The following is a 21,055-nucleotide window of genomic DNA, read 5'->3' on the forward strand; positions in this document are numbered from 1 at the left end:
GTACGGGCGTGCCATCGGGTGTCGCCGCGTCCAGCGTGACCACCTGCGCGTTGACGTCGCCGCGCACCTTGATCGCGTCCAGCCGCGCCGCTTCGGCCTGCGCGCGATCGACGTAGGGACCCACACGCACGCGGAACGCCTGCTTGCCGTTGATGGTGGCGGGTTCGACGAAGCCGGGCAGCTTCGCCTGCTTCACGCGGGCCAACACGGCGTCCGCATCGGCTTGGGTGGCGTAGGCGCCGAAGCTGACGGCGAAATCGCCGCCTGCCGTCGCCGGCGGCTGCAGCGCGCCCTCGGCGGGCGCAGGCTCGGCAGCAGGCGCGGCCACCTGACCGTCCAGTCCGACGGCCCCCTGCGCCGGCGCACTGCCCGGCGTGACCAGGGGCAGCTCGCGCGTTTCGTATTCGCCACCGGGCGCGGCGGGCACCTCAAGCGGCACGTCGGACACGCCACTGTCGGGTGCCGGCCCCTTGACCAGCATGGGAAGGAAGATGACGGCCAGCGCGACCAGCACGACGGCGCCGATCAGGCGCTGTTTCAGGGCGGTATCCATCCAGGTCCAGGGCAGCAGCGGCGGGAATGCCGCCGCGATTATACGGCGCGCTTCCGGCCGCTCCCCGGCATCGACCTGAATGCAGCGCTCGCAGCGCCTCGGCGACGGTATGGAACGAACCGAACACCAGCACGCGGTCGCCGGCACGTGCACCGGCCAACGCGGCTGCCAAGGCGTCCTCCACGCACCGATGGCGCATCGCCTGCGCGGCGGAGGTTTCCCCAAGCCGGGCGGCGAGTTGATCGGCCGACTGCGCCCGCGGTCCGGCATCCAGCCCCGCCAGATGCCAGCGCAGTGGCATGCCCGCGAAGGCGTCCACGACGGACGTCACGTCCTTGTCGGCCAGCGCCGCGAACACGACATGCGTTTCGCCCGCGGCAGGATGCGCCTGCAGCCACGCGGCCAGTTCGCGTGCCGCCTGCGGGTTGTGGCCGACGTCGAGCACCACGTCCACCTCGCCGTGCGGCACGCGCTGCAGGCGCCCCGGGAGCGTGGCCTGGGCTACGCCCTGCGCGAAGGCCTCGTCTGTAATCGCGTCGCCCGGCAGCGCGCGCAATGCGGCGATCGCGCTGGCGGCGTTCGCCCGCTGGGCCGGGGCCGACAGCACGGGCATCGGCAACACCAGTTCCGCGCCGACTTCGCGCCAGCGCCAGTGACTGCTGTCGATGGGCTCATGGAAGAAGTCGCTGCCCAGCCTGAGCGCGTTCGCGCCGATGGCGTAGGCATGGCGCAGCACGCTGGAAGGCGAGTCCACTTCCCCCAGCACCAGCGGCTTCCAGGCACGGGCGATGCCGGCCTTCTCGGCGCCGATGGCCTCGCGGTCCGCACCCAGCCAGTCGGTGTGGTCGATATCGACCGTGGTGATCACGGCCACGTCGGCATCGACCAGGTTCACGGCATCCAGCCGTCCCCCCAGGCCGACTTCCAGCACCGCCAGGTCCAGGCCCGCGCGTTCGAAAAGCCACAGCGCGGCCAACGTGCCGAATTCGAAATACGTCAGCGGCGTATCGCCGCGCGCGGCTTCGACCGCTTCGAACGCCGCCACCAGCGACGTATCGTCGACTTCAACGCCATCGACGCGCACGCGCTCGTTGTAGCGCAGCAGGTGCGGCGAGGTGTAGGCGCCCACCTTCCAGCCCGCAGCGCGCGCGATGGCCTCGATGAAGGCGACCGTGGAGCCCTTGCCGTTGGTGCCGCCGACGGTGACGACCCGTGCGGCAGGCCTGCCCAGCGCCATCCGCGCGGCGACATCGCGCACGCGTTCCAGGCCCATGTCGATGGACTTGGGGTGCTGCCGCTCGATGTAGGCCAGCCACTGCGGAAGATCGGTAAGCGCCATGCGGGCCTCGGCAGCGTTACAGCGCCCGGTGCTTGGCTTCGCCGAAGAACGGCGTGTGGTGCGCGCAGTCGTTGAGGCGCACGACTTCCAGTTGCTCGACCGAGGGGCCTTCCAGCAGGTTGAGCGTGGTGGGTGCCTGGCGGAACGTCCACAAGCGGGCGATCGGCAGGCCCAGGATGCGGCACAGCAGGACGCGGTTGACGGCGTCGTGGGCGACGACCAGCAGCGTATCGTCCTCGCCCAGGCCTTCCGTGGCGCGGGCCAGGCCACGCCAGGATCGGTCCAGCACCTGGCGCAGCGATTCGCCGCCCGGCATCAGCACGTTTTCGGGCTCCTCACGCCAGGCCAGCAGGCGGGCCGGGTCTTTCTGCTGGATTTCGCTGGCCAGCAGCCCTTCCCATTCGCCGTGGGCGATCTCCTGCAGGTCGGCATCGGTCTGCAGCATGTCGGCACGCGCATCGCCCAGGGCCAGGCGCGCCGTCAGCTGGGCGCGCGACAGCGGCGACGCCACCGCGCGGTCGATGCGCACGTCCTTGAGGCGCTGGCCCAGCGCATTCGCCTGACCTTCGCCGACCGGCGAAAGCGGGATGTCGATCTGGCCCTGGTAGCGGCCTTCGGCGTTCCAGGGCGTTTCGCCGTGGCGGGCAAGCAGGATACGCATGCGTGGTGATGTCCGTTGGAGGTGGGCCGGCGTGGCTTCCATACGCCGGAAACGAAGACGGGAGCGGATGATAACCGCTCCCGTCCGGTCTTCGCCGACGACCCGCGGGTCATCAGACCAATTGGCGACCGCTCATTTGCCGACGTTCATTTCCTTCAGCAGCTGCGGCGCCGGATAGACCTCCTGCATGATCCAGCGCAGGTAGCGGCCATCGACGGCGATCATGCGGGTCATCTTCGGGTCGAACACCCAGTTGGAGCTGACCGATTCCCAGTTGCCGTCGAAGGCCAGGCCCACCAGCTTGCCGTGCGCGTCGAGCACCGGCGAGCCGGAGTTGCCGCCGGTGATGTCCAGGTCGGACAGGTAGTTCACCGGCACCGAACCGATGCGCTTGTCTTCCAGCCCGCCGTAGCGCTTGGCGGCCACGGCGTCGAGCAGCGCCTTGGGCGAATCGAACGGATCCTGTCCGGTTTCCTTCGCCACCACGCCTTCCAGCGTGGTGAACGGGGTGTACTCCACCCCATCCTTCGGCGCGTAGCCCATCACGTTGCCGAAGGTGATGCGCAGCGACAGGTTGGCATCGGGATAGACGAACTCGCCCTGGCTCTTCTTGTAGTCGGCCAGCGCCTGCAGGTAGACCGGGCGCGCGGCCAGGTTCTCGCCGGCACGCGTCTTGCGCTCCTGCTCCAGCTTGGGCAGCGTCGGCATCACCGCCACCGCATACTGGATGGCCGGATCGTTGCTGGCTTCGAACGCCTTGCGGTCGGCGGCAAACCACTTCAGCCGCTCTTCCGTGCTGCCGAGCTTCGTGCCGGCCAGCCGGTCGAGCGCGCGCTTCACGGCCGCGGCATCATTGCCGCCCAGCCATGCATCGACCGCAGCGACGCGCTGGTCGGCGGGCAGCTTGATGTACTCGTTCAACCAGTATTCCTGCAGCTGGCGATCCATCGCCGCCACGTAGCGCCGCTCAAGCTGCTTCAGGCCGCCTTCGATGGCCGGCAGGTCGCGCTCCTGGTAACCGGATTCGCGTTCGGCATTCGGCTTTTCGCGTTCGATCGACAGGCGGTACAGCTGCGTGGCGGAACCCAGCATCGCGGTGTTATTGAACAGCGCCAGGGTCAGGTCGCGATCGCGCGTGGCCTTGCTCTGCTCCAGCAGGCCGAGCAGCTTGGCGTGCGCGTCCAGCGCCGGCTGGCCCTTGGCGCCCTGCCCCTTCAGCCAGCCGAGTACGGCGGCTTCCTCGCGCTGCTTCTGGCCAGCGGCGTCGATGCGCTTGAAGCCCTCCAGCTGTCCGTCGTAGTTCTTGCTGGTGTTGTTCCAGCCGGCCATGGTGGCGGCGTACTTCACCTGGATGTCGGCATTCTGCTTGCCGGCGGCTTCCACCATCGCGATCTGGTTCTTGTAGTGGCGCGCGATGGTCGGATAGGTCCACTGTGCGGTGTTGTCGAACTCGGCCGCCAGCGCGTAGCGGTTGGTCGAACCCGGATAGCCCGCCACCATGACGAAATCGCCCGCACCCAGCGGCTGGTCGGCGAACTTCAGCCAGTGCTTCGGCTGGTAGGGCACGTTGTCCTTGGAGAACGCGGCCGGCTTGCCGTCCTTGCCCACGTAGGCGCGGTAGAACGCGAAGTCGCCGGTGTGGCGCGGCCACATCCAGTTGTCGATGTCGCCGCCGAACTTGCCGACGCTGCCCGGAGGCGCGTAGGCCAGGCGCACGTCCTTGATCTCCAGGTTCTTGAACAGGCGATACGTGTTGCCACCGGAGAAGCTGTACAGGCGGCAGCGGAAGCCGGCCTCGGCCTCGCAGTCGGCGATCAGCTTCTTCTCGAAGGCCTCCAGCGCCTTGGTGCGCGCCAGCGCATCGTCGCCGGCGGCGGCGATGGCTGCCTTCGCATCCATCGTCACGTCGGTGATCTCGTCCAGCACGAACACGCGCGCGTTCGGGCCCGCGCTGACCTCGTCAGCCGTCGTGGGTGCGTTGAAGCCGTTCTTGATCAGGTTGTTCTCGGCTGTGGAGTTCAGCTGGATGGCGCCGTAGGCGCAGTGGTGGTTGGTGACCACCAGGCCATTCGGCGACACGAAGCTGGCGGTGCAGCCGCCCAGCGCGACCACCGCGCCCATCGGGTCGCCGGTGAGGTCGGAGATCTGCTGCGGCGACAGCTTCAGGCCGGCCTTCTTCAGCGGTCCGGCGATCTCGGGCAGTTGCTGCGGCACCCACATTCCCTCGCCCGCCTGGGCGATCTGGGCGGCGAGCAGGGACAACGGGACCGCGATGGCGGCGGCGAGCAGGTTCGGACGCATGGAAACCCCGTGAAGGACAGGAAAGTCCCGATTGTAATGAACCCGTCACCGTGGCCGCCCATGACTTTCGTCCTGCCCGCCCGCGCCCCGTGGCCGTCCGCGCTGTCAAGGCGCCCTGCAACAGGGCCGCTCCGGGCCGGGGCGTATAATCCGCGCCCTCATTTACCTGGATCGACGTCCGATGGCACAGACGATGAAGGCGCTGGTGAAGCGCGAGGCCGGCAAGGGCATCTGGATGGAAGAGCTGCCGATACCGCAGCCCGGCCCGAACGAAGTCCTGATCAAGCTGGAGAAGACCGCCATCTGCGGCACCGACCTGCACATCTACCTGTGGGACGAGTGGAGCCAGCGCACCATCAAGCCCGGGCTGACCATCGGTCACGAGTTCGTGGGACGCATCGCGCAGCTCGGCTCCGCGGTCACCGGTTACGACGTGGGCCAGCGCGTGTCGGCCGAAGGGCACATCGTCTGCGGCCACTGCCGCAACTGCCGTGGCGGCCGCCAGCACCTGTGCCCGAACACCGTGGGCATCGGCGTGAACGTCAACGGCGCTTTCGCCGAGTACATGGTGATGCCGGCCAGCAACCTGTGGCCCATCCCGGACCAGATCCCCAGCGAACTGGCGGCGTTCTTCGACCCTTACGGCAACGCGGCGCACTGCGCGCTGGAGTTCGACGTGGTCGGCGAGGACGTGCTGATCACCGGCGCCGGCCCCATCGGCATCATCGCCGCCGGCATCTGCAAGCACATCGGCGCGCGCAACGTCGTGGTCACCGACGTCAACGACTTCCGTTTGAAGCTGGCTGCGGACATGGGTGCTACCCGCGTGGTCAACGTGGCCAACACTTCGCTCAAGGACGTGATGGCGGACCTGCACATGGAAGGCTTCGACGTGGGCCTGGAGATGAGCGGCAACCCGCGCGCGTTCAACGACATGCTGGACTGCATGTACCACGGCGGCAAGATCGCCCTGCTCGGCATCCTGCCGAAGGGCGCCGGCGTGGACTGGGACCGGATCATCTTCAAGGGTCTCACCGTGCAGGGCATCTACGGCCGCAGGATGTACGAGACCTGGTACAAGATGACGCAGCTGGTGCTTAGCGGCTTCCCGTTGGGCAAGGTGCTGACCCACCAGTTGCCGATCGACGATTTCCAGAAGGGCTTCGACCTGATGGAACAGGGCAAGGCCGGCAAGGTCGTGCTGAGCTGGAATTGACGCCGCAACGCTGACAATGGAAAAGGGCGCCTTGCGGCGCCCTTTTCGTATCCCTACGACGCTTAGGGCACTTCTATGCCAATGGTGAACACCAGGCCGGGCTTGTAGATGTCCGACGCGCTGCGTAGTTCGGAAGCGTCCGAACCGAATGTATCGTAATAGCCCAGCGTTGCGGTTGCCTTGCCGAAAGACTTTGATACGGTGATGGATCCATCATAATAATCGGCGCGACCGTCGCTACCCGCATCGATCGCGGTGTACCCGGTACTGGCGCCGACGGAGAAACCACTGTCCCCGATGTCGTAGCTGGCGGAGACGCCGGCATAGATTTGTTCCGCACCCGTGTTGCCATAGTCGTCTGCGTAAGCCAGGATGCCGCCCACCGTTACCGGGCCGCTCCAAGTCACCTTCGCCAGGTATTCGTTGTAATCGATATCACCGTAGTCGCTGGAAGCGCGCTCGTAGGTGTAGCGGTTCACTCCCAGGTCGATGTTCCAGGAATCGTTCAGATCCTTGTTCCAGCCGACGAAGTAGTCCACTTCGATATCAGGACCGCCGGCACCGAAATCCACGTTCGAGGCCCATGCGCCTGCATAAAGGCCGAACGGCGCCGAGTACGTCGCACCAACCTGGAACGCCGGCTTGTTGTCCGTTTGCGAAACGCCGCGAAACACGTAGTCCGATGTAGCGGTGAACGTCGCGCTGAACGGAGACTCCTCTTGCTCGGCCTCCTGGGCGAAGGCGGACATCGGCAGCGAAAGCAGCAGGGCGGTGGCGAGGGCGGTAGCGAGCTTGATGGGCTTCATCCGGATTCTCCTTGGTCGAGTGATCATGGGCAGGGCGAAGCGCGTGGAACGTCGTACGACCGTCATCACCACTTCACTATTTTTTAACTGCGCCCTGATAGTGCGACGCAGCAATCACCCACGTCAAGCCCCCGCCGGACGAGCGGAAAATTCGTTTCTTTTCTAATCAATTCAGCAGCTTATAAGCATCACACTGGTGCCTTCTCACCATTCTGGGGAAACCAGCCGTATCGTTTTGGTGCCAAGTGAATCGTCTTGCCGGGGCCAGTGGCGGCGCCCTCCCGGTACGACGGCAGCTCGATCTCCACTTCGTCGCCCGCCTCCAGGCGCGCACGCAGTCGTAGCCGCGGCCCGTTGCGCTGCGAGCCGATGATCGTCGCCGGCCAGCCCTTCCCGTCATCGACCAGGCGCAGGTCCTCCGGACGCACGTACACCTCCGCCTCCCCCTGCCCGCACGCGTCCAGCACCACCAACGGCAGGCCTGCCGCATGCAGGGCGCCGGACTCCCAATGCGCCGGCAACCGGTTCACGGCACCGACGAAGGAATAGACGAACGGCGACGCCGGCGCGTCGTAAGCCTCCGCAGGGCTGCCCAGCTGTTCGATGCGTCCGCGATTGAGGATCGCCACGCGATCCGCCAGTTCAAGCGCCTCTTCCTGGTCGTGGGTCACGAAGATGGTGGTGAGCCCGGTGCGGTCGTGCAGTTCGCGCAGCCATCGGCGCAGGTCACGGCGCACCTGCGCATCGAGCGCACCGAAAGGCTCGTCCAGCAGCAGCACCCGCGGTTCGATGGCCAATGCGCGCGCCAGCGCGACGCGCTGCCGCTGGCCGCCCGACAATTGCGCCGGATAGCGTCCGCCCAGTCCATCGAGTTGCACCAGCGAGAGCAGTTCGGCGACACGGGCGCGGATCACCGCGTCCGCCATGCGCTGCTTGCCGCGCCGCACGCGCAGGCCGAAGGCGATGTTCTCTTCGACCGTCAGATGGCGGAACAGGGCGTAATGCTGGAAGACGAAGCCTGCGCGGCGGGCCTGCACGCTCAGCGAGGTGGCATCCTCGCCGTCGAACAGCACGCGCCCGCCATCGGGCTGCTCCAGGCCTGCGATCACGCGCAGCAGCGTGGTCTTGCCGGAACCGGAGGGCCCCAGCAGCGCCAGCAGTTCTCCCTCGCGGCTATCGAGGGTGACATCGTCCAGTGCAGTGAACGTACCGAACCGCTTCCGCAGGTGCTCGATCTTGATGCTCATGGTGTCGTCTCAATGCCGATGGTTGGCGGCCAGCGCTTCGCCATGGCGCCATTCGAGCCAGGTCTTCAGCGCCAGCGTCAGCAGCGCGGTGAGCGCGAGCAGCGACGCCGCCGCGAACGCCGCGCTGTAGGCGTATTCGTTGTAGAGGATTTCCACGTGCAGCGGCAGCGTGTTGGTGCGGCCGCGGATGTGGCCGGAGACCACCGATACCGCACCGAACTCGCCCAATGCACGCGCACTGCACAGCAGCACGCCGTACAGCAACGCCCAGCGGATGTTGGGCAGGGTCACGCGCCAGAAGGTCTGCCATCCGCTGGCGCCCAGGCTGAGTGCCGCCAGTTCCTCGTCCGTGCCCTGCTGCTCCATCAGCGGCATCAGCTCACGCGCGATGAAGGGGAACGTCACGAAGATCGTCGCCAGTACGATGCCGGGCAGCGCGAAGATGATCTTCGGCAACTGCACATGCCACTCGCCCAACCATGGCAGCGACAGGCGCCAGCCTTCGTCGACCAGCGCATAGGCCCAGCCCTGCGCACCGAAGATCAGCACGTAGATCAGGCCGGCCACCACCGGCGACACCGCGAAGGGCAGGTCGATCAGCGTCACCAGCCAGCGTTTGCCTCGGAATTCATGCTTGCTGACGGCCCAAGCTGCGGCCACGCCGAACACCAGGTTGAGCGGCACTACGATCAAGGTCACCAGCAGCGTCAGCTTCACGGCCGCCAGGGCGTCTGCTTCGCTGATGGCGGCGAGGAACGCAGCGGCACCACCGCGCAGCGCTTCCACGAAGACCAGGGCCAGCGGCAGCACGAGGAACGACAGCAGGAACCCCAGCGCGCCCAGCACGAGCAGCACCTGCACCCAGACGGGCTCGCTGGTCGCGCTGCGCGGGCGCGGCGAAGGGGTGGCGCGAGGCTCCACGGATGCGGACTCCGGCGGCAAGACGATCACGGCCGAAAGGGCGTCGCCCATGTCAGCCCCCTGCCCGCTTGCCGGTGCGCTGCAACCGGGCCTGCAGCGTGTTGATCACCAGTAACAGCGCGAAGGACAACAACAGCATTGCGGCCGCGATGGCGGCGGCGCCCTCATAGTCGAACTCTTCCAGCTTGATCGTGATCAGCAGCGGCGCGATCTCGGACACGCCCGGCAGGTTGCCGGCGATGAAGATCACCGAGCCGTACTCGCCCACGCCACGCGCGAACGCGAGCGCGAATCCCGCCAGAACCGCCGGCCACAAGGTCGGCAACACCACGCGCCGCACGGTCTGCCAGCGGCTGGCGCCCAGCGTCGCCGCCGCTTCCTCGAGTTCCACCTCCACTTCCGCCAACACGGGTTGCACCACGCGTACGACGAACGGCAGGCCGATGAAGACCAGCGCCACCGTGATCCCCAGCGGCGAGTAAGCCACCTTGATGCCCGCGGCTTCCAGCCACTGGCCGATCCAACCGGTCGGTCCGTACAACGCCGTCAGCGCGATGCCGGCCACCGCCGTCGGCAACGCGAACGGCAGGTCGATCATGGCGTCGAACACGCGTTTGCCCGGGAAGCGGTAGCGCACGAACACCCACGCGACCAGCGTTCCCATCACCGCGTTGAACGCCGCCGCCGCCACCGCGGTGCCGAAGCTGATGCGCAATGCGGCCAGCACGCGCGGCTCGGTCCAGATCGACCACAGTCCGGCGACTCCCAGACCGCTGGCCTTGAAGAACACGCCGACCAGGGGGATCAGCACGATCAGCCCCAACCACAACAGCGTATAGCCAAGGCTGAGGCCGAACCCGGGGATGATGCGCCGGGGGCGCGCCCTTCCCGGCAATGGGGCCGACACGACCGCCATGACTACTTCGCCTGGATCTGGTCGAATACGCCGCCGTCGGCGAAATGCGTGGCCTGCGCCTTCGCCCATGAACCGAAGACGCCGTTGATGGTCACCAGTTCAAGCTTGGGGAAGCGCGCGACGTCCTCCGGTGCGGCGTACTGCGGATGGCGCGGACGGTAGTAGTGCTTGGCCGCAAGCCGCTGTCCGGCCGGCGAATACAGGTACTTCAGGTAGGCCTGCGCGACCTCGCGGGTGCCGTGCTTGTCGACGTTGCGGTCGACCAGCGCCACCGGCGGCTCGGCCAGAATCGACAGAGACGGCACGACGATGTCGAACTTGTCCGGTCCCAGTTCCTCGATCGACAGAAAGGCCTCGTTCTCCCACGCCAGCAGTACGTCCCCGATGCCACGCTGGACGAAGGTGGTGGTGGCGCCGCGCGCGCCGGTGTCGAGCACGGGCACGTTGCGGAACAGCGCACGCACGAAGTTGCGCGTCTTGGCCTCGTCGCCCTTGAAGATCTTCAGACCGTAGGCCCACGCGGCAAGGTAGTTCCAGCGCGCGCCGCCGGACGTCTTCGGATTCGGCGTGATCACCGACACGCCGGGCTTCAGCAGGTCGTGCCAGTCGCGGATCTCCTTCGGGTTGCCCTTGCGCACCAGGAACACGATGGTCGAGGTGTAAGGCGCGCTGTTCTCGGGCAGGCGCGACTGCCAGTTCGCCGGCAACAGCTTGGCGCGCTGGGAGATCGAGTCGATGTCGTAGGCCAGCGCCAGGGTCACCACATCGGCCTCGAGACCGTCGATGACCGAGCGGGCCTGCTTGCCGGAACCACCGTGCGAGGTCTCGATGCTGACCTTCTGCTGCTTCGTCTTCTGCCAATCCGCGGCGAAGGCGGTGTTGAACTCGCGGTAGAACTCGCGGGTCGGATCGTAAGAGACGTTGAGCAGGGTGATGTCCCGCGCTGGCGCGGCAGACGCCAGCGCCAAGCCGCAGGCAAGCCAGGCAGCGCGAGCGAGGTACGAGAGGGATCTCTTCATGCAGCATCCAGGAAAGGGGGGGACCGGGACCCGAGACTGCGCGGCCGGAAACGCGATGCTGCGTGTGCACATCCCGGCAGGGAAATGACGAAAAAGCGACCGCTTATGCCGTTGCCGCATGACGCGACCGGGGTGATCGCGGGGGCGCGGGTAGAATGGCGGCCTACCCCTTTCGCCCCTGCCCCATGTCCAATCCGCTGACTGCCCACTACGCCGCCACCCTGGACGAGATCCGCGCCCAGGGCCTGTTCAAGTCCGAACGCATCATCACCGGCCCCCAGTCGGCCGAGATCACTCTGGAAGACGGCCGTACGGTGCTGAATTTCTGCGCCAACAATTATCTGGGCCTGGCCGACCACCCCGACATCATCCAGGCGGCGAAGGATGCGCTGGACACGCACGGGTTCGGGATGGCATCGGTGCGCTTCATCTGCGGCACCCAAGACCTGCACAAGCAGCTGGAGAAGACGATCGCGGACTTCTTCGGCACCGAGGACACCATCCTCTACGCCGCCTGCTTCGATGCGAACGGCGGCCTGTTCGAGCCGCTGCTGGGCGAAGACGACGCCATCATCTCGGATGCGCTTAACCACGCCTCGATCATCGACGGCGTGCGCCTGTGCAAGGCCAAGCGCTTCCGCTATGCAAACTGCGACATGGCCGACCTGGAAGCCCAGTTGCAGGCCGCCGATGCGGCCGGCTGCAGGACCAAGCTGATCACCACCGACGGCGTGTTCTCGATGGATGGCTTCATCGCGCCGCTGGACGAGATCACCGCGCTGGCGAAGAAGTACGGCGCACTTGTCCACATCGACGAATGCCATGCCACCGGCTTCATCGGCGCGACGGGCCGCGGCTCGGCCGAGGTGAAAGGCGTGATGGACAGGATCGACATCTTCACCGGCACCCTGGGCAAGGCGATGGGTGGCGCACTGGGCGGGTTCACCACGGCGCGCAAGGAAGTGGTCGAGTTGCTGCGCCAGCGTTCGCGGCCCTACCTGTTCTCCAACTCATTGCCACCGCATGTCGTGGCCGCTGGCATCAAGGCGTTCGAGATGTTGTCTTCGGCCGGCGACCTGCGCGAGCGGCTGCGCGAGAACACCGCCTACTTCCGCGAGCGCATGACGGCGGCGGGTTTCGACATCAAGCCCGGCGTGCACCCGATCAGCCCGGTGATGCTGTACGACGCACCGCTGGCGCAGCGCTTCGCCGAACGTCTGCTGGAAGAAGGGATCTATGCGATCGGATTCTTCTTTCCGGTGGTACCGAAGGGCCAGGCGCGCATCCGCACGCAGATGAGCGCGGCGCATACGCGCGATCACCTGGATCGCGCCATCGAGGCGTTCATCCGCATCGGACGCGAACTGGGCGTGCTGAAGGCCTGACCGGACGGGCGCGCCCGCGCGTCAGCGGGCGCGCCTGGCGGTGGTCGGCGCTTTCGGCCGCGTCGGTGCACCCTTGGCCACGCGTATGCCGCGCGCCTTCATCCAGGCGTCGAACTCTTCGGCCGTCATCTTGCGGCCGTTCTGCTGCATGTCGAAGCGATGGCCATGCGGCCCTGGTGCGACGGTGACGACGGCATCCTTGGGCGCGCTCTTGGCGGCGGTGCCCGGCCCATGGCTGGCGCACCCCGCCAGCAGTCCGAACGCAAGCAGCAGGGCGCAACGCGCCGGCAGGCGCGCGATCAGATTCGACATGTCATTCCCCAAGTTTCAATCCGAAACGAGTGTAGGCAGATGCCGCGTACGGAACCCGGACGGTGGTCGCGCAATCAGCGCCCGCCTGTCGGCGCCAGCGCATCACGCTCACGCGCATCGAGCAGGCGCCAGGCGCCCTTGGCGAGCGCACCCAGTTGGATGGAGCCGATCGCCACGCGCACCAGCCGCAGCACGCGGACATCGAAGGCTTCGAGCAGGCGCCGGATCTGCCGGTTGCGACCTTCCTCCAGCACGATCTCCAGCCACGCGTTGCGTTCGCCCGCACGCAGCAGTCGCGCATCGCGCGCCGAGAGGTGTTCGCCGTCCACCTCAACCCCCTTCCGCAGCGCTTCCAGCAAGGAGGCGTCCGGCACGCGGTCGACCTGGACGTGATAGGTCTTGTCCGGACCGTGGGCCGGGTCGGTGATGCGGGCGGCCCACGCCGGATCGTTGGTGAACAACAGCAGTCCCTCACTGGCCTTGTCCAGCCGCCCGACCGGCGCGAGCCATGGCAGGCCTGCGTCCTCCAGGCATCGGTAGACGGTATCGCGCCCCTGTTCGTCCCGGGTCGTGGTGACCAGGCCACGCGGCTTGTTGAGCATCAGGTAGTGGCGCGGCGCGACGGCCGGCTCGTGGCCATCCACTCGCACCACGGCGCGGCCCGCGATGACGGGAAACTCCGGATCGCGCACGATGCGCCCGTCCACCGAAACGCGGCCTTCCGCGATCCAGCGCGCCGCCTCCGTGCGAGAGCACACGCCCTGCTTGGACAGCACGCGGGCCAGTCCATGCCGTACGCCGGGCTGCGTCCTTTCGCGCATGGGCGCATGCGTGCGCGACGGTACGCGCGGATCACGGGGCGGGCGCGGCGCGGGCATTGCGTGGATGCAAGCGAAACGGCCGGAGTGCCGGCCGTCGCGGGATCAGTTCTTCTTCGCCGGCTCGGCCGGTGCCGGTGCGGCGGCCGGCGCACCCGGCGCCTTGACGACACGGACGCCGCGCGACTTCATCCAGGCATCGAACTCGTCGGCGGTCATGCGCTTGCCGTTCTGGCTCATGTCGAAGCGCCATGGCGTATTGTCGTGCGCCGTCTTGGGCTGGTACGCCGCCGGGCTGTTGGCGACGGCAGCGGCCGGCGCGCCGGTCGGCGCGGGCAACGCCTTGGCCACGTTGCGGCAGCCTTCGATGCGCAGGCGCAACAGGACGCGATCGACCGATTGGGCTTCATCGAACGCATGCGAGGCCAGCACACCCGAAGGGGCGCCAAGCTGCGTTGCGGTGGCGGTGAACTCGGGCGCGACCGGTGCGATCACCGTGGCCGGTGTCTTCAACGGCGCCGGGACCAGCCCACTCGCGCAGTCCGGTGCGGCGTAGGCCGCGGGAACGGCGGCGATGCACAGCAGGCTGGCGACGACATGACGGCGCATCGGGCGACTCCTGAATCTTTTTCCAAGTGCCGCGAGTGTAGGCAGCGCACCCGGGCATGGCAAGAAAATGCACGGCCACGTGCGCGCCGATGCGCAAAGGCGGCGCTGGATCACGCAGGGCACGCGAACCGCGCCCAAAAAGAAGCCCGGCACAAGGCCGGGCTTCTTCGTTACTGCTGCAGAGCGTCCGATCAGTTCTGGACGTTCAGCTCCGTACGACGGTTGCGCTCGCTCTTGCAGCCCGGCAGGGTCTGCGCGGTCGGCTCCAGCGGACGGCTCTCGCCGTAACCCACCGGGCCCACCAGACGCGAAGCGTCGACGCCGTTGCTGGTCAGGTAGTCGTACACGGCCTGCGAACGACGCTGCGACAGCGACTGGTTGTAGGCGTCCGCACCGCACAGGTCGGTGTGGCCGGCCACTTCGACGCGCAGGTCGGGGTAGCGCTTCAGGATCTCGGCGGCTTCGCTCAGGATCGCGACCGCGTCCGGACGCAGCGTCGACTTGTCGAAGTCGAAGTTCACGCCCTTCAGGTCGATCGAGACCTGCACCGGGCAGCCGTCCGGACCGATGGTCTGGCCAGCCTGCGAACCGGGGCACTTGTCGTCGCAGTTGTTGACGCCGTCGCCGTCGTCGTCCAGGTCGGCGCAGCTCGGGGCGGCCGGCGGCGGCGGCGGGGCTGCGGCTTCGGCCTTCGGACCCAGCGGGATCACGACGCCGACCGAGGCCAGGACGTCGCCGAAGTAGCTCTCTTCCTGCTGGTGGATGCCACCTTCGGCGGTGTAGCTCTGGTCGTCGAAGTCGGCGCGATAGGCCACTTCGGCACGCACGGCGATGCGCTTGTCGAACGTGCCCTGCAGACCCAGACCCAGCTTGGCGGCCAGGTTGTTGTCACGACGCTGCGCCGGGGAGTCAGGGCTGTTGATCACGTACTCTTCTTCCGAGCGCTGCATGCCCAGGCCCGCCACGATGTACGGATTCCAGCCGCGGCCTTCCTGGATGAAATGGCGGCGCAGGTCCAGCGAGATGCCGTACTGGCTCCAGTTCAGGTCGTCGTTGAAGTTGAAGTTCGGGTTCTGGTAGTTCAGTTCGCCGTCCAGCGACCAGTTCGGGCTGATGAACTTGCCGAGACCCAAGGTCAGGAACTGGGTATCGTCGGTGCGACGGTCGGTATCCTGCATATTCCAGCCCGCAGAGCCCGTCAGGTACCAACGGTCGTCGAATTCCTGCGCCATCGCGGTGTTCGCGAGGCTCAGGCCGCCGAGCAGCGCGGCGCAGAGAATCTTCTTGTTCATTTGCAGCTCCTTTCCTTGTAAAAGTTCAGTTGTGAGAAACCGAAGGGCTTCGTGGTGACGCGGATTCCGGCACTTCTAGTTGTTATTCGAGGCGACAGGCACCCGTCGCCTTGCTGAACAGATTATGCGGGGGTACGTGAAGACTGTGTTAACGGTACCATAACAAGTTGGGAAAGGTTAACACTCTTCCCGCGAACTGGCACGGATTCGTGGGGGTCGGAAGCGCCCCCCCTCTTTCAAGTCACATTATGGTGACGCTTCGATCCACGCGCGCGTCTTGGCTGGCGCGCCCGCGGACCGCAAGCTGTAGCGATGGACCTGCCGCCGACTTCCCCGCTTCCCAGCCTGTTCGTTTCGCACGGCTCGCCCATGCTGGCGGTCGAGGACTCCCCCACCGGCCGCTTCCTGGACCGGCTGGGAGAACGGCGGCCGCGCCCGCGGGCCATCGTGGTGGCGTCCGCCCACTTCACCCATGCGCGCCCCACCGTCACCGCCACGCCCTTGCCGGAAACGATCCACGACTTCGGGGGGTTCCCGGAAGCGCTTTACCGGATCCAGTACCCCGCGTCCGGCGCGCCCGGACTGGCGGACCAGGTCGCCACGGCCCTGCGGAACGCCGGCTTCCCCGCCCAGGGGGATGGGCATCACGGGCTGGACCATGGCGTCTGGGTGCCGCTCCGGCGGATGTATCCCGATGCCGGGATCCCTGTGATCGCGTTGTCGGTCGATCCGTCGCAGACCGCCGAGTGGCATTACCGGCTGGGGGGCGCGCTGGCGCCGCTGCGCGGTCAGGGCGTGCTGGTGGTGGGGTCCGGCGGGTTTTCGCACAACCTGCGCGCCCTGGACTGGCAGCACGCGCACGCAGCGCCCTACCCCTGGGTGACAGCGTTCACAGATGCCCTGCGCGATCGGCTGCTGGCGGGCGACATCGCGGGCGCGCTGGACTGGACTGCCCTGCCCGAGGCGCACCGCAACCATCCGACGACGGAGCATCTGTTCCCGTTGTACGTGGCGCTGGGCGCAGGAGGAGCGGGCGCCAAGGGAAGGCTGCTCCATCGCGACGTGGAAATGGGTGGCCTGGCGCTGGACGCGTTCGCCTTCGACGCCGTCTGATCAACAGGGGAGCCCGCGCTCCCACGGCGGGTCGTCACCGAACTCTTCGATCAGGAACTCGGTGAATGCCCGCACGCGCGGTGGCACCAGGCGACGTTGCGGCATCACCGCGCTGATCGCGGTCGTGGCCAGCGGGTAGTCCGGCAGCAGCACCTCCAGTCGGCCGGCACGCAGATCGTCGGCGACGTGCCAAAGCGAATGGATCACGATGCCTTCGCCCGCCAGCGAGGCATCGCGCAGGACTTCACCGAAGTTGCTCTCGAAGCGTCCCTGCACCCGCACCGCGACTTCGCCGCCCGTCGGCGTGCCCAGCCGCCACACGTCCTGTCGGCCACCGCTACCGAACAGCAGCAGGCAGTCATGATCGGCGAGTTCGCCGGGCGTTCGCGGCCGACCGCGTCGGCGCAGATAGTCGGGCGAGGCGCATACCACGCGACGGTTGGGTGCGATCCGCCGCGCGACCAGACGCGAATCCTCCAGCGCACCAATGCGGATCGCCAGGTCGAAGCCCTCGCTGACCAGGTCCACCACGTTGTCGCTCAGGTGGATGCTGAGGCGCAGCTTCGGGTGCCTCGCGAGGAAGGCCGGCAGCCGCGGCGACACGTACTGCCGTCCGAACGACGCGGACATCGTCATCCGCAGGGTGCCGGCGATCTCCTGCGCCGCTTCGCGCAGGCCGGCGCCCAGTGTTTCGAGTTCCTCCACCAGCACCCGCCCCTGCTCGGCCAGCGCGGCGCCCTCCGGCGTCGGATGCAGGCGGCGGGTGGTCCGGTGCAGCAAGCGCACGCCCAGTTCCTTCTCCAGCCGTTTCAGGCGCTGACTGGCCACGGCGACCGAAAGATCCAGGCTGTGCGCCGCTGCCGTGATCGACCCGAGATCGAGCACGCGCAGGAACAGGGCCAGGTCGCCGACGCGATCCATTATCAAATTTCCATTGACAGTGATTCGGCATATTCACTGTTTTTCATCAACCAGGGAAGGCGCAGGCTGCACGCCTTGCTCTTCCAACCCCTGCTGCCATGTCCCCCACCGCCTCCTCCCGACTGCCGTTGGGCCTGTACGCGCTCACCGCCGGCGCCTTCGGCATCGGCACCACCGAGTTCGTCATCATGGGCCTGCTGATGCAGGTCGCCGCCGACCTGCAGGTCTCCATCGCCGCCGCGGGCCTGCTGATCTCCGGCTACGCGCTGGGCGTGTTCGTCGGCGCGCCATTGCTGACGGCCGCCACCCAACGGATGCCGCGCAAGGCGGTGTTGGTCGCGCTGATGATCGTGTTCACACTCGGCAATCTGGCCTGCGCACTCGCGCCGAACTACGAACTGTTGATGACCGCGCGCGTGATCACCTCGCTGGCGCACGGCACCTTCTTCGGCGTCGGCGCCGTGGTCGCCACCGGCCTGGTCAGCGAGGACCGCAAGGCCTCGGCGATTTCCATCATGTTCACCGGCCTGACCGTCGCCACGCTGCTCGGCGTACCGGCCGGTGCCTGGCTGGGGCTGGAATACGGCTGGCGCGCCACCTTCTGGGCCGTGACCGCCATCGGCGTGTTCGCCACCGTCATCATCGCCACGCTGGTGCCGGCCGACCGCAGCGCGCCCGCGCCGCTGTCGTTCCGCGATGAGCTGCGGGTGGTCGGGCGTCCGCAGGTGCTGCTGGGCCTGTTGATGACGGTGCTGGGCTTCGGCGGCATGTTCACCGTCTACACCTACATCCAGCCACTGCTGACCCAGGTGACCGGCTTCGCCGACGCGGCCGTCTCGCCGATTCTGCTGGTGTTCGGCGTGGGCATGATCATCGGCAACCTGCTGGGCGGACGCTTCGCCGATCGCCGACTGGCCACGGCCCTGCTCGGCACACTGGCCCTGCTGGGGCTGGTAATGGGCGCGATGGGCTTCGCCCTGCACAGCCGCTGGGCGATGGTCCTCTTCACCGGCCTGCTGGGCGCCGCCGCGTTCGCGACCGTCTCGCCGCTGCAGCTGTGGGTGCTGCAGAAGGCCCGCGATGCGCAGAGCCTGGCGTCCAGCCTGAACATCGGCGCCTTCAACCTCGGCAACGCGCTCGGCGCATGGCTGGGCGGGGTGGTGATCTCGCACGGCCTCGGCCTTTCCGCATTGCCGTGGGTCGCCGCGCTGGTGCCGGCCTCCGCCTTCATGGTGGCGCTGTGGAGCCTCGCACTCGACCGCGACCGTGATCGCGATCGCGCATCCACGGCGCAGGACTCGCAGCATGCAGGCGAATGCGCCTGAGCAACCGGATCCTCGTCTCCCTTCTCTCCCCACGCCTCTCGGAGGCATCCATGGAAACCCGTTTTCTCGGCCGCTCCGGCCTGAAGGTCTCTGCGCTGGGCTTCGGCGCCGGCACGTTTGGCGGCAAAGGCCCGCTGTTCAGCGCCTGGGGCAATACCGATGTGACCGAAGCGCGCCGGATGATCGACCTCAGTCTTGACGCCGGCCTTACCTTCTTCGACACCGCCGACGAGTATTCCGATGGCGCTTCGGAATCCATCCTCGGCGAAGCACTGCGCGGGCGCCGCGACCGGGTGATCCTCTCCAGCAAGACAGGATTGCGCCTGGGCGAAGGCGCCAACGACGCCGGGACCTCGCGTCTGCGCCTGCTCAAGGCCGTGGACGCCTCGCTGAAGCGTCTCGGCACCGACTACCTGGACCTGCTGCAGCTCCACGCCTTCGACGCGATGACGCCCATCGAGGAAACACTCTCCACACTGGACCACCTGGTCCGCGCCGGCAAGGTGCGGTACCTGGGCGTTTCCAACTTCTCCGGATGGCAGTTGATGAAGTCGCTGGGCATCGCCGATCGCCACGGCTGGTCGCGCTACGTCGCCAACCAGACCTACTACTCGTTGATCGGTCGCGACTACGAATGGGAACTGATGCCGCTGGGCATCGACCAGGGCGTGGGTGCGGTCGTGTGGAGCCCGCTGGGCTGGGGCCGTCTGACCGGCAAGCTGCGACGCGGGCAGCCACTGCCGGCCACGAGCCGCCTGCACGACACGGCCGATGTAGGACCGCCCGTGGCGCAGGAGCGCCTGTTCCGCATCGTCGACGCGCTGGATATCGTCGCCGAGGAAACCGGCAAGTCGATACCGCAGATCGCCATCAACTGGTTGCTGCAGCGCCCCACCGTTTCGACCGTCCTGATCGGCGCGCGCAACGAGGAACAGCTGCGCCAGAACCTGGGTACCATCGGCTGGCAGCTGTCGGCCGATCAGATCGCGCGCCTGGACGCCGCCAGCGCGATGGAAGCCCCGTATCCCTACTATCCCTACTGGCGCGGTCAGTTTTCCGAACGCAGCCCGCTGCCTGTCCAGGCCTTTCCCCCGTTCGCCGGAGCTACCCCATGAAAGCCGTCGCCCTGACCCGCTACCTGCCCATCGACGATCCGCAATCACTGCTGGATGTCGAACTCGAAACGCCTAGCGCCACCGGTCACGACATCCTCGTGCGTGTGGAAGCCGTGTCGGTGAACCCGGTCGACACGAAGGTGCGCGCGCCGAAGCCGCAGATCGAGGCGCAACCTAAGGTGCTCGGCTACGACGCCGCCGGCGTGGTGGAAGCCGTCGGCGAGGCGGTGACGCGCTTCAAGCCCGGCGACGCGGTCTACTACGCGGGCGACATCACCCGCCCCGGCAGCAATGCGCAGTTCCAGCTGGTCGATGAGCGCATCGTCGGCCGCAAGCCCGCATCGCTGGACTTCGCGCAGGCCGCTGCCTTGCCGCTGACCGCCATCACGGCATGGGAGCTGCTGTTCGACCGCATGCCTTACGCCCTCGAGGGCGGCGTCGATGGCAAGACGCTGCTCGTTATCGCCGGCGCGGGTGGCGTGGGCTCGATCGCGATCCAGCTGGCCAAGCGCGCCGGCTTCACCGTGATCGCCACCGCCTCGCGGCAGGACACCATCGACTGGTGCGTGTCGCTGGGAGCGGACCATGTGATCAACCATCGCCAGGCGCTGGGTCCGCAGCTGAAGGCGCTGGGCTTCGACAGCATCGATGCCGCCCTGAACCTGGCCGATACCGACCGCTACTGGACCGAACTGGGCGACCTGCTGGCGCCGCTGGGCCACGTCGGCCTGATCGTCGAGCCGCGCGGCGAACTGCGCATCGGCGATCCGTACAAGGCCAAGAGCATCGGCATCCACTGGGAAATGATGTTCGCCCGCCCGCGCTTCCGTACCGCCGACATGGGCGAACAGGGCGCACTGCTGGACCGCGTGGCGGACCTGATAGACGCCGGCGATGTACGCGGCACGCTGACTGGCACGCTGTCGCCGATCAATGCGGCGAACCTGCGCGAAGCCCATCGCCGGCTGGAATCCGGCACCACCATCGGCAAGCTGGTGCTCGCCGGCTGGTAGAGCTGCCGCCGTCGGGCATGGGGGACGGAAAGGGCGCCGGCAGCCGGGTGGGAACAGCTACCGGCGCCCCGGCGACTTGCGATATCGTGGCTGGCCGCAGCGCGCCCCGGCGCGATCCGCCCGCCTTTCCGATCCCGCCATGCCCTTTTCCCCCGGCCTGCCCGGCCCGCCCC

General features: G+C 67.5%; 20 protein-coding genes. 6 read left to right on the forward strand and 14 right to left on the reverse strand.

Annotation, left to right across the window (positions count from 1 at the left end):
- From CSC76_RS16075 to CSC76_RS16090, 4 genes are all read right to left on the reverse strand, one after another.
- On the reverse strand, nt 1–529 hold a 529-nt coding region (locus tag CSC76_RS16075), incomplete at its 3' end, for an SPOR domain-containing protein (protein ID WP_238395024.1).
- The gene (gene folC, locus CSC76_RS16080; protein WP_238395016.1) at nt 429–1,892 is read right to left on the reverse strand and encodes a bifunctional tetrahydrofolate synthase/dihydrofolate synthase; all 1,464 of its coding nucleotides are present in this window, start codon (nt 1,890–1,892) and stop codon (nt 429–431) included. The genes CSC76_RS16075 and folC, both read right to left, overlap by 101 nt.
- 16 nt (nt 1,893–1,908) lie before the next feature.
- A complete protein-coding gene (locus CSC76_RS16085) occupies nt 1,909–2,553 on the reverse strand; it encodes a histidine phosphatase family protein (RefSeq protein ID WP_162110984.1) in 645 nt (214 codons plus the stop codon).
- 132 nt (nt 2,554–2,685) lie between these two features.
- On the reverse strand, nt 2,686–4,854 hold the full coding sequence (locus CSC76_RS16090; protein ID WP_162110985.1) for a S46 family peptidase: 2,169 nt from the start codon (nt 4,852–4,854) through the stop codon (nt 2,686–2,688).
- Nucleotides 4,855–5,035: 181 nt separating this feature from the next.
- Between CSC76_RS16090 and tdh the strand changes: the two genes are divergently transcribed.
- Nucleotides 5,036–6,070 (forward strand): L-threonine 3-dehydrogenase, encoded by a 1,035-nt coding sequence (gene tdh / locus CSC76_RS16095; RefSeq protein ID WP_162110986.1) that lies wholly within the window; start codon nt 5,036–5,038, stop codon nt 6,068–6,070.
- Between the two features lie 62 nt (nt 6,071–6,132).
- Here the strand turns inward: tdh and CSC76_RS16100 are convergent, their stop codons facing one another.
- The 5 genes from CSC76_RS16100 to CSC76_RS16120 all read right to left on the reverse strand — a co-directional run bounded on the left by CSC76_RS16100 (nt 6,133) and on the right by CSC76_RS16120 (nt 10,979).
- Nucleotides 6,133–6,876 carry a TorF family putative porin gene (locus CSC76_RS16100; protein WP_162110987.1) on the reverse strand — a complete coding sequence of 248 codons (744 nt, stop codon included), beginning with the start codon at nt 6,874–6,876 and terminating at the stop codon, nt 6,133–6,135.
- Nucleotides 6,877–7,064: 188 nt separating this feature from the next.
- The gene (locus CSC76_RS16105) at nt 7,065–8,123 is read right to left on the reverse strand and encodes a sulfate/molybdate ABC transporter ATP-binding protein (protein ID WP_162110988.1); all 1,059 of its coding nucleotides are present in this window, start codon (nt 8,121–8,123) and stop codon (nt 7,065–7,067) included.
- A gap of 9 nt (nt 8,124–8,132) precedes the next feature.
- Nucleotides 8,133–9,095, reverse strand: coding sequence for a sulfate ABC transporter permease subunit CysW (gene cysW, locus CSC76_RS16110; protein ID WP_162110989.1), 963 nt, complete (start codon nt 9,093–9,095; stop codon nt 8,133–8,135).
- A gap of 1 nt (nt 9,096) precedes the next feature.
- Nucleotides 9,097–9,960 carry a sulfate ABC transporter permease subunit CysT gene (gene cysT, locus CSC76_RS16115; RefSeq protein ID WP_162110990.1) on the reverse strand — a complete coding sequence of 288 codons (864 nt, stop codon included), beginning with the start codon at nt 9,958–9,960 and terminating at the stop codon, nt 9,097–9,099.
- Between the two features lie 2 nt (nt 9,961–9,962).
- A complete protein-coding gene (locus CSC76_RS16120; RefSeq protein WP_202923552.1) occupies nt 9,963–10,979 on the reverse strand; it encodes a sulfate ABC transporter substrate-binding protein in 1,017 nt (338 codons plus the stop codon).
- A 185-nt stretch (nt 10,980–11,164) separates the two neighbouring features.
- Here CSC76_RS16120 and kbl point away from each other — a divergent pair, with 185 nt between their 5' ends.
- The gene (gene kbl, locus CSC76_RS16125; RefSeq protein WP_162110992.1) at nt 11,165–12,364 is read left to right on the forward strand and encodes a glycine C-acetyltransferase; all 1,200 of its coding nucleotides are present in this window, start codon (nt 11,165–11,167) and stop codon (nt 12,362–12,364) included.
- A gap of 21 nt (nt 12,365–12,385) precedes the next feature.
- On the opposite strand, the gene CSC76_RS16130 is transcribed toward kbl, so the two are convergent.
- From CSC76_RS16130 to CSC76_RS16145, 4 genes are all read right to left on the reverse strand, one after another.
- Complete coding sequence (locus tag CSC76_RS16130) at nt 12,386–12,676, reverse strand: hypothetical protein (RefSeq protein WP_162110993.1); 291 nt, start codon at nt 12,674–12,676, stop codon at nt 12,386–12,388.
- 74 nt (nt 12,677–12,750) lie between these two features.
- Nucleotides 12,751–13,563, reverse strand: a complete 813-nt coding sequence (locus CSC76_RS16135; protein ID WP_379605220.1) for a pseudouridine synthase — start codon at nt 13,561–13,563, stop codon at nt 12,751–12,753.
- A gap of 36 nt (nt 13,564–13,599) precedes the next feature.
- Nucleotides 13,600–14,103 carry a hypothetical protein gene (locus CSC76_RS16140; protein ID WP_162110995.1) on the reverse strand — a complete coding sequence of 168 codons (504 nt, stop codon included), beginning with the start codon at nt 14,101–14,103 and terminating at the stop codon, nt 13,600–13,602.
- Between the two features lie 191 nt (nt 14,104–14,294).
- Nucleotides 14,295–15,395 carry an OmpA family protein gene (locus CSC76_RS16145; RefSeq protein WP_162110996.1) on the reverse strand — a complete coding sequence of 367 codons (1,101 nt, stop codon included), beginning with the start codon at nt 15,393–15,395 and terminating at the stop codon, nt 14,295–14,297.
- A gap of 312 nt (nt 15,396–15,707) precedes the next feature.
- On the opposite strand from CSC76_RS16145, the gene CSC76_RS16150 reads away from it, so the two are divergent.
- Complete coding sequence (locus CSC76_RS16150) at nt 15,708–16,508, forward strand: dioxygenase family protein (protein WP_162110997.1); 801 nt, start codon at nt 15,708–15,710, stop codon at nt 16,506–16,508.
- Here the strand turns inward: CSC76_RS16150 and CSC76_RS16155 are convergent, their stop codons facing one another.
- Nucleotides 16,509–17,429: a LysR family transcriptional regulator gene (locus CSC76_RS16155; protein WP_162110998.1), complete on the reverse strand. Its 921-nt coding sequence runs from the start codon at nt 17,427–17,429 to the stop codon at nt 16,509–16,511.
- A 98-nt stretch (nt 17,430–17,527) separates the two neighbouring features.
- Between CSC76_RS16155 and CSC76_RS16160 the strand changes: the two genes are divergently transcribed.
- Genes CSC76_RS16160 through CSC76_RS16170 form a run of 3 tightly spaced genes read left to right on the forward strand, consistent with a single transcriptional unit; the run spans nt 17,528 to nt 20,882 of the window.
- Nucleotides 17,528–18,754: an MFS transporter gene (locus CSC76_RS16160; protein WP_162110999.1), complete on the forward strand. Its 1,227-nt coding sequence runs from the start codon at nt 17,528–17,530 to the stop codon at nt 18,752–18,754.
- 50 nt (nt 18,755–18,804) lie between these two features.
- Entirely contained in the window at nt 18,805–19,869 is a 1,065-nt protein-coding gene (locus CSC76_RS16165) for an aldo/keto reductase (RefSeq protein ID WP_162111000.1), read from the forward strand.
- On the forward strand, nt 19,866–20,882 hold the full coding sequence (locus tag CSC76_RS16170; RefSeq protein ID WP_162111001.1) for a zinc-binding alcohol dehydrogenase family protein: 1,017 nt from the start codon (nt 19,866–19,868) through the stop codon (nt 20,880–20,882). The genes CSC76_RS16165 and CSC76_RS16170 overlap by 4 nt, the downstream gene beginning before the upstream one ends.
- Nucleotides 20,883–21,055: the final 173 nt, after the last annotated feature.

The sequence above is a fragment of the Pseudoxanthomonas mexicana genome, from assembly GCF_010093385.1.
Lineage (GTDB): Bacteria > Pseudomonadota > Gammaproteobacteria > Xanthomonadales > Xanthomonadaceae > Pseudoxanthomonas_A > Pseudoxanthomonas_A mexicana.

What these genes read in the sequence shown, in the direction of transcription:
- CSC76_RS16140 (WP_162110995.1), bottom strand. Translation starts at nt 14,103, where the DNA reads ATGCGCCGTCATGTCGTCGCCAGCCTGCTGTGCATCGCCGCCGTTCCC.
- CSC76_RS16160 (WP_162110999.1), top strand. Translation starts at nt 17,528, where the DNA reads ATGTCCCCCACCGCCTCCTCCCGACTGCCGTTGGGCCTGTACGCGCTC.
- CSC76_RS16120 (WP_202923552.1), bottom strand. Translation starts at nt 10,979, where the DNA reads ATGAAGAGATCCCTCTCGTACCTCGCTCGCGCTGCCTGGCTTGCCTGC.
- CSC76_RS16165 (WP_162111000.1), top strand. Translation starts at nt 18,805, where the DNA reads ATGGAAACCCGTTTTCTCGGCCGCTCCGGCCTGAAGGTCTCTGCGCTG.
- CSC76_RS16105 (WP_162110988.1), bottom strand. Translation starts at nt 8,123, where the DNA reads ATGAGCATCAAGATCGAGCACCTGCGGAAGCGGTTCGGTACGTTCACT.
- CSC76_RS16100 (WP_162110987.1), bottom strand. Translation starts at nt 6,876, where the DNA reads ATGAAGCCCATCAAGCTCGCTACCGCCCTCGCCACCGCCCTGCTGCTT.
- CSC76_RS16150 (WP_162110997.1), top strand. Translation starts at nt 15,708, where the DNA reads ATGGACCTGCCGCCGACTTCCCCGCTTCCCAGCCTGTTCGTTTCGCAC.
- CSC76_RS16155 (WP_162110998.1), bottom strand. Translation starts at nt 17,429, where the DNA reads ATGGATCGCGTCGGCGACCTGGCCCTGTTCCTGCGCGTGCTCGATCTC.
- CSC76_RS16145 (WP_162110996.1), bottom strand. Translation starts at nt 15,395, where the DNA reads ATGAACAAGAAGATTCTCTGCGCCGCGCTGCTCGGCGGCCTGAGCCTC.
- kbl (WP_162110992.1), top strand. Translation starts at nt 11,165, where the DNA reads ATGTCCAATCCGCTGACTGCCCACTACGCCGCCACCCTGGACGAGATC.
- CSC76_RS16085 (WP_162110984.1), bottom strand. Translation starts at nt 2,553, where the DNA reads ATGCGTATCCTGCTTGCCCGCCACGGCGAAACGCCCTGGAACGCCGAA.
- folC (WP_238395016.1), bottom strand. Translation starts at nt 1,892, where the DNA reads ATGGCGCTTACCGATCTTCCGCAGTGGCTGGCCTACATCGAGCGGCAG.
- CSC76_RS16170 (WP_162111001.1), top strand. Translation starts at nt 19,866, where the DNA reads ATGAAAGCCGTCGCCCTGACCCGCTACCTGCCCATCGACGATCCGCAA.
- CSC76_RS16090 (WP_162110985.1), bottom strand. Translation starts at nt 4,854, where the DNA reads ATGCGTCCGAACCTGCTCGCCGCCGCCATCGCGGTCCCGTTGTCCCTG.
- cysW (WP_162110989.1), bottom strand. Translation starts at nt 9,095, where the DNA reads ATGGGCGACGCCCTTTCGGCCGTGATCGTCTTGCCGCCGGAGTCCGCA.
- tdh (WP_162110986.1), top strand. Translation starts at nt 5,036, where the DNA reads ATGGCACAGACGATGAAGGCGCTGGTGAAGCGCGAGGCCGGCAAGGGC.
- CSC76_RS16130 (WP_162110993.1), bottom strand. Translation starts at nt 12,676, where the DNA reads ATGTCGAATCTGATCGCGCGCCTGCCGGCGCGTTGCGCCCTGCTGCTT.
- cysT (WP_162110990.1), bottom strand. Translation starts at nt 9,960, where the DNA reads ATGGCGGTCGTGTCGGCCCCATTGCCGGGAAGGGCGCGCCCCCGGCGC.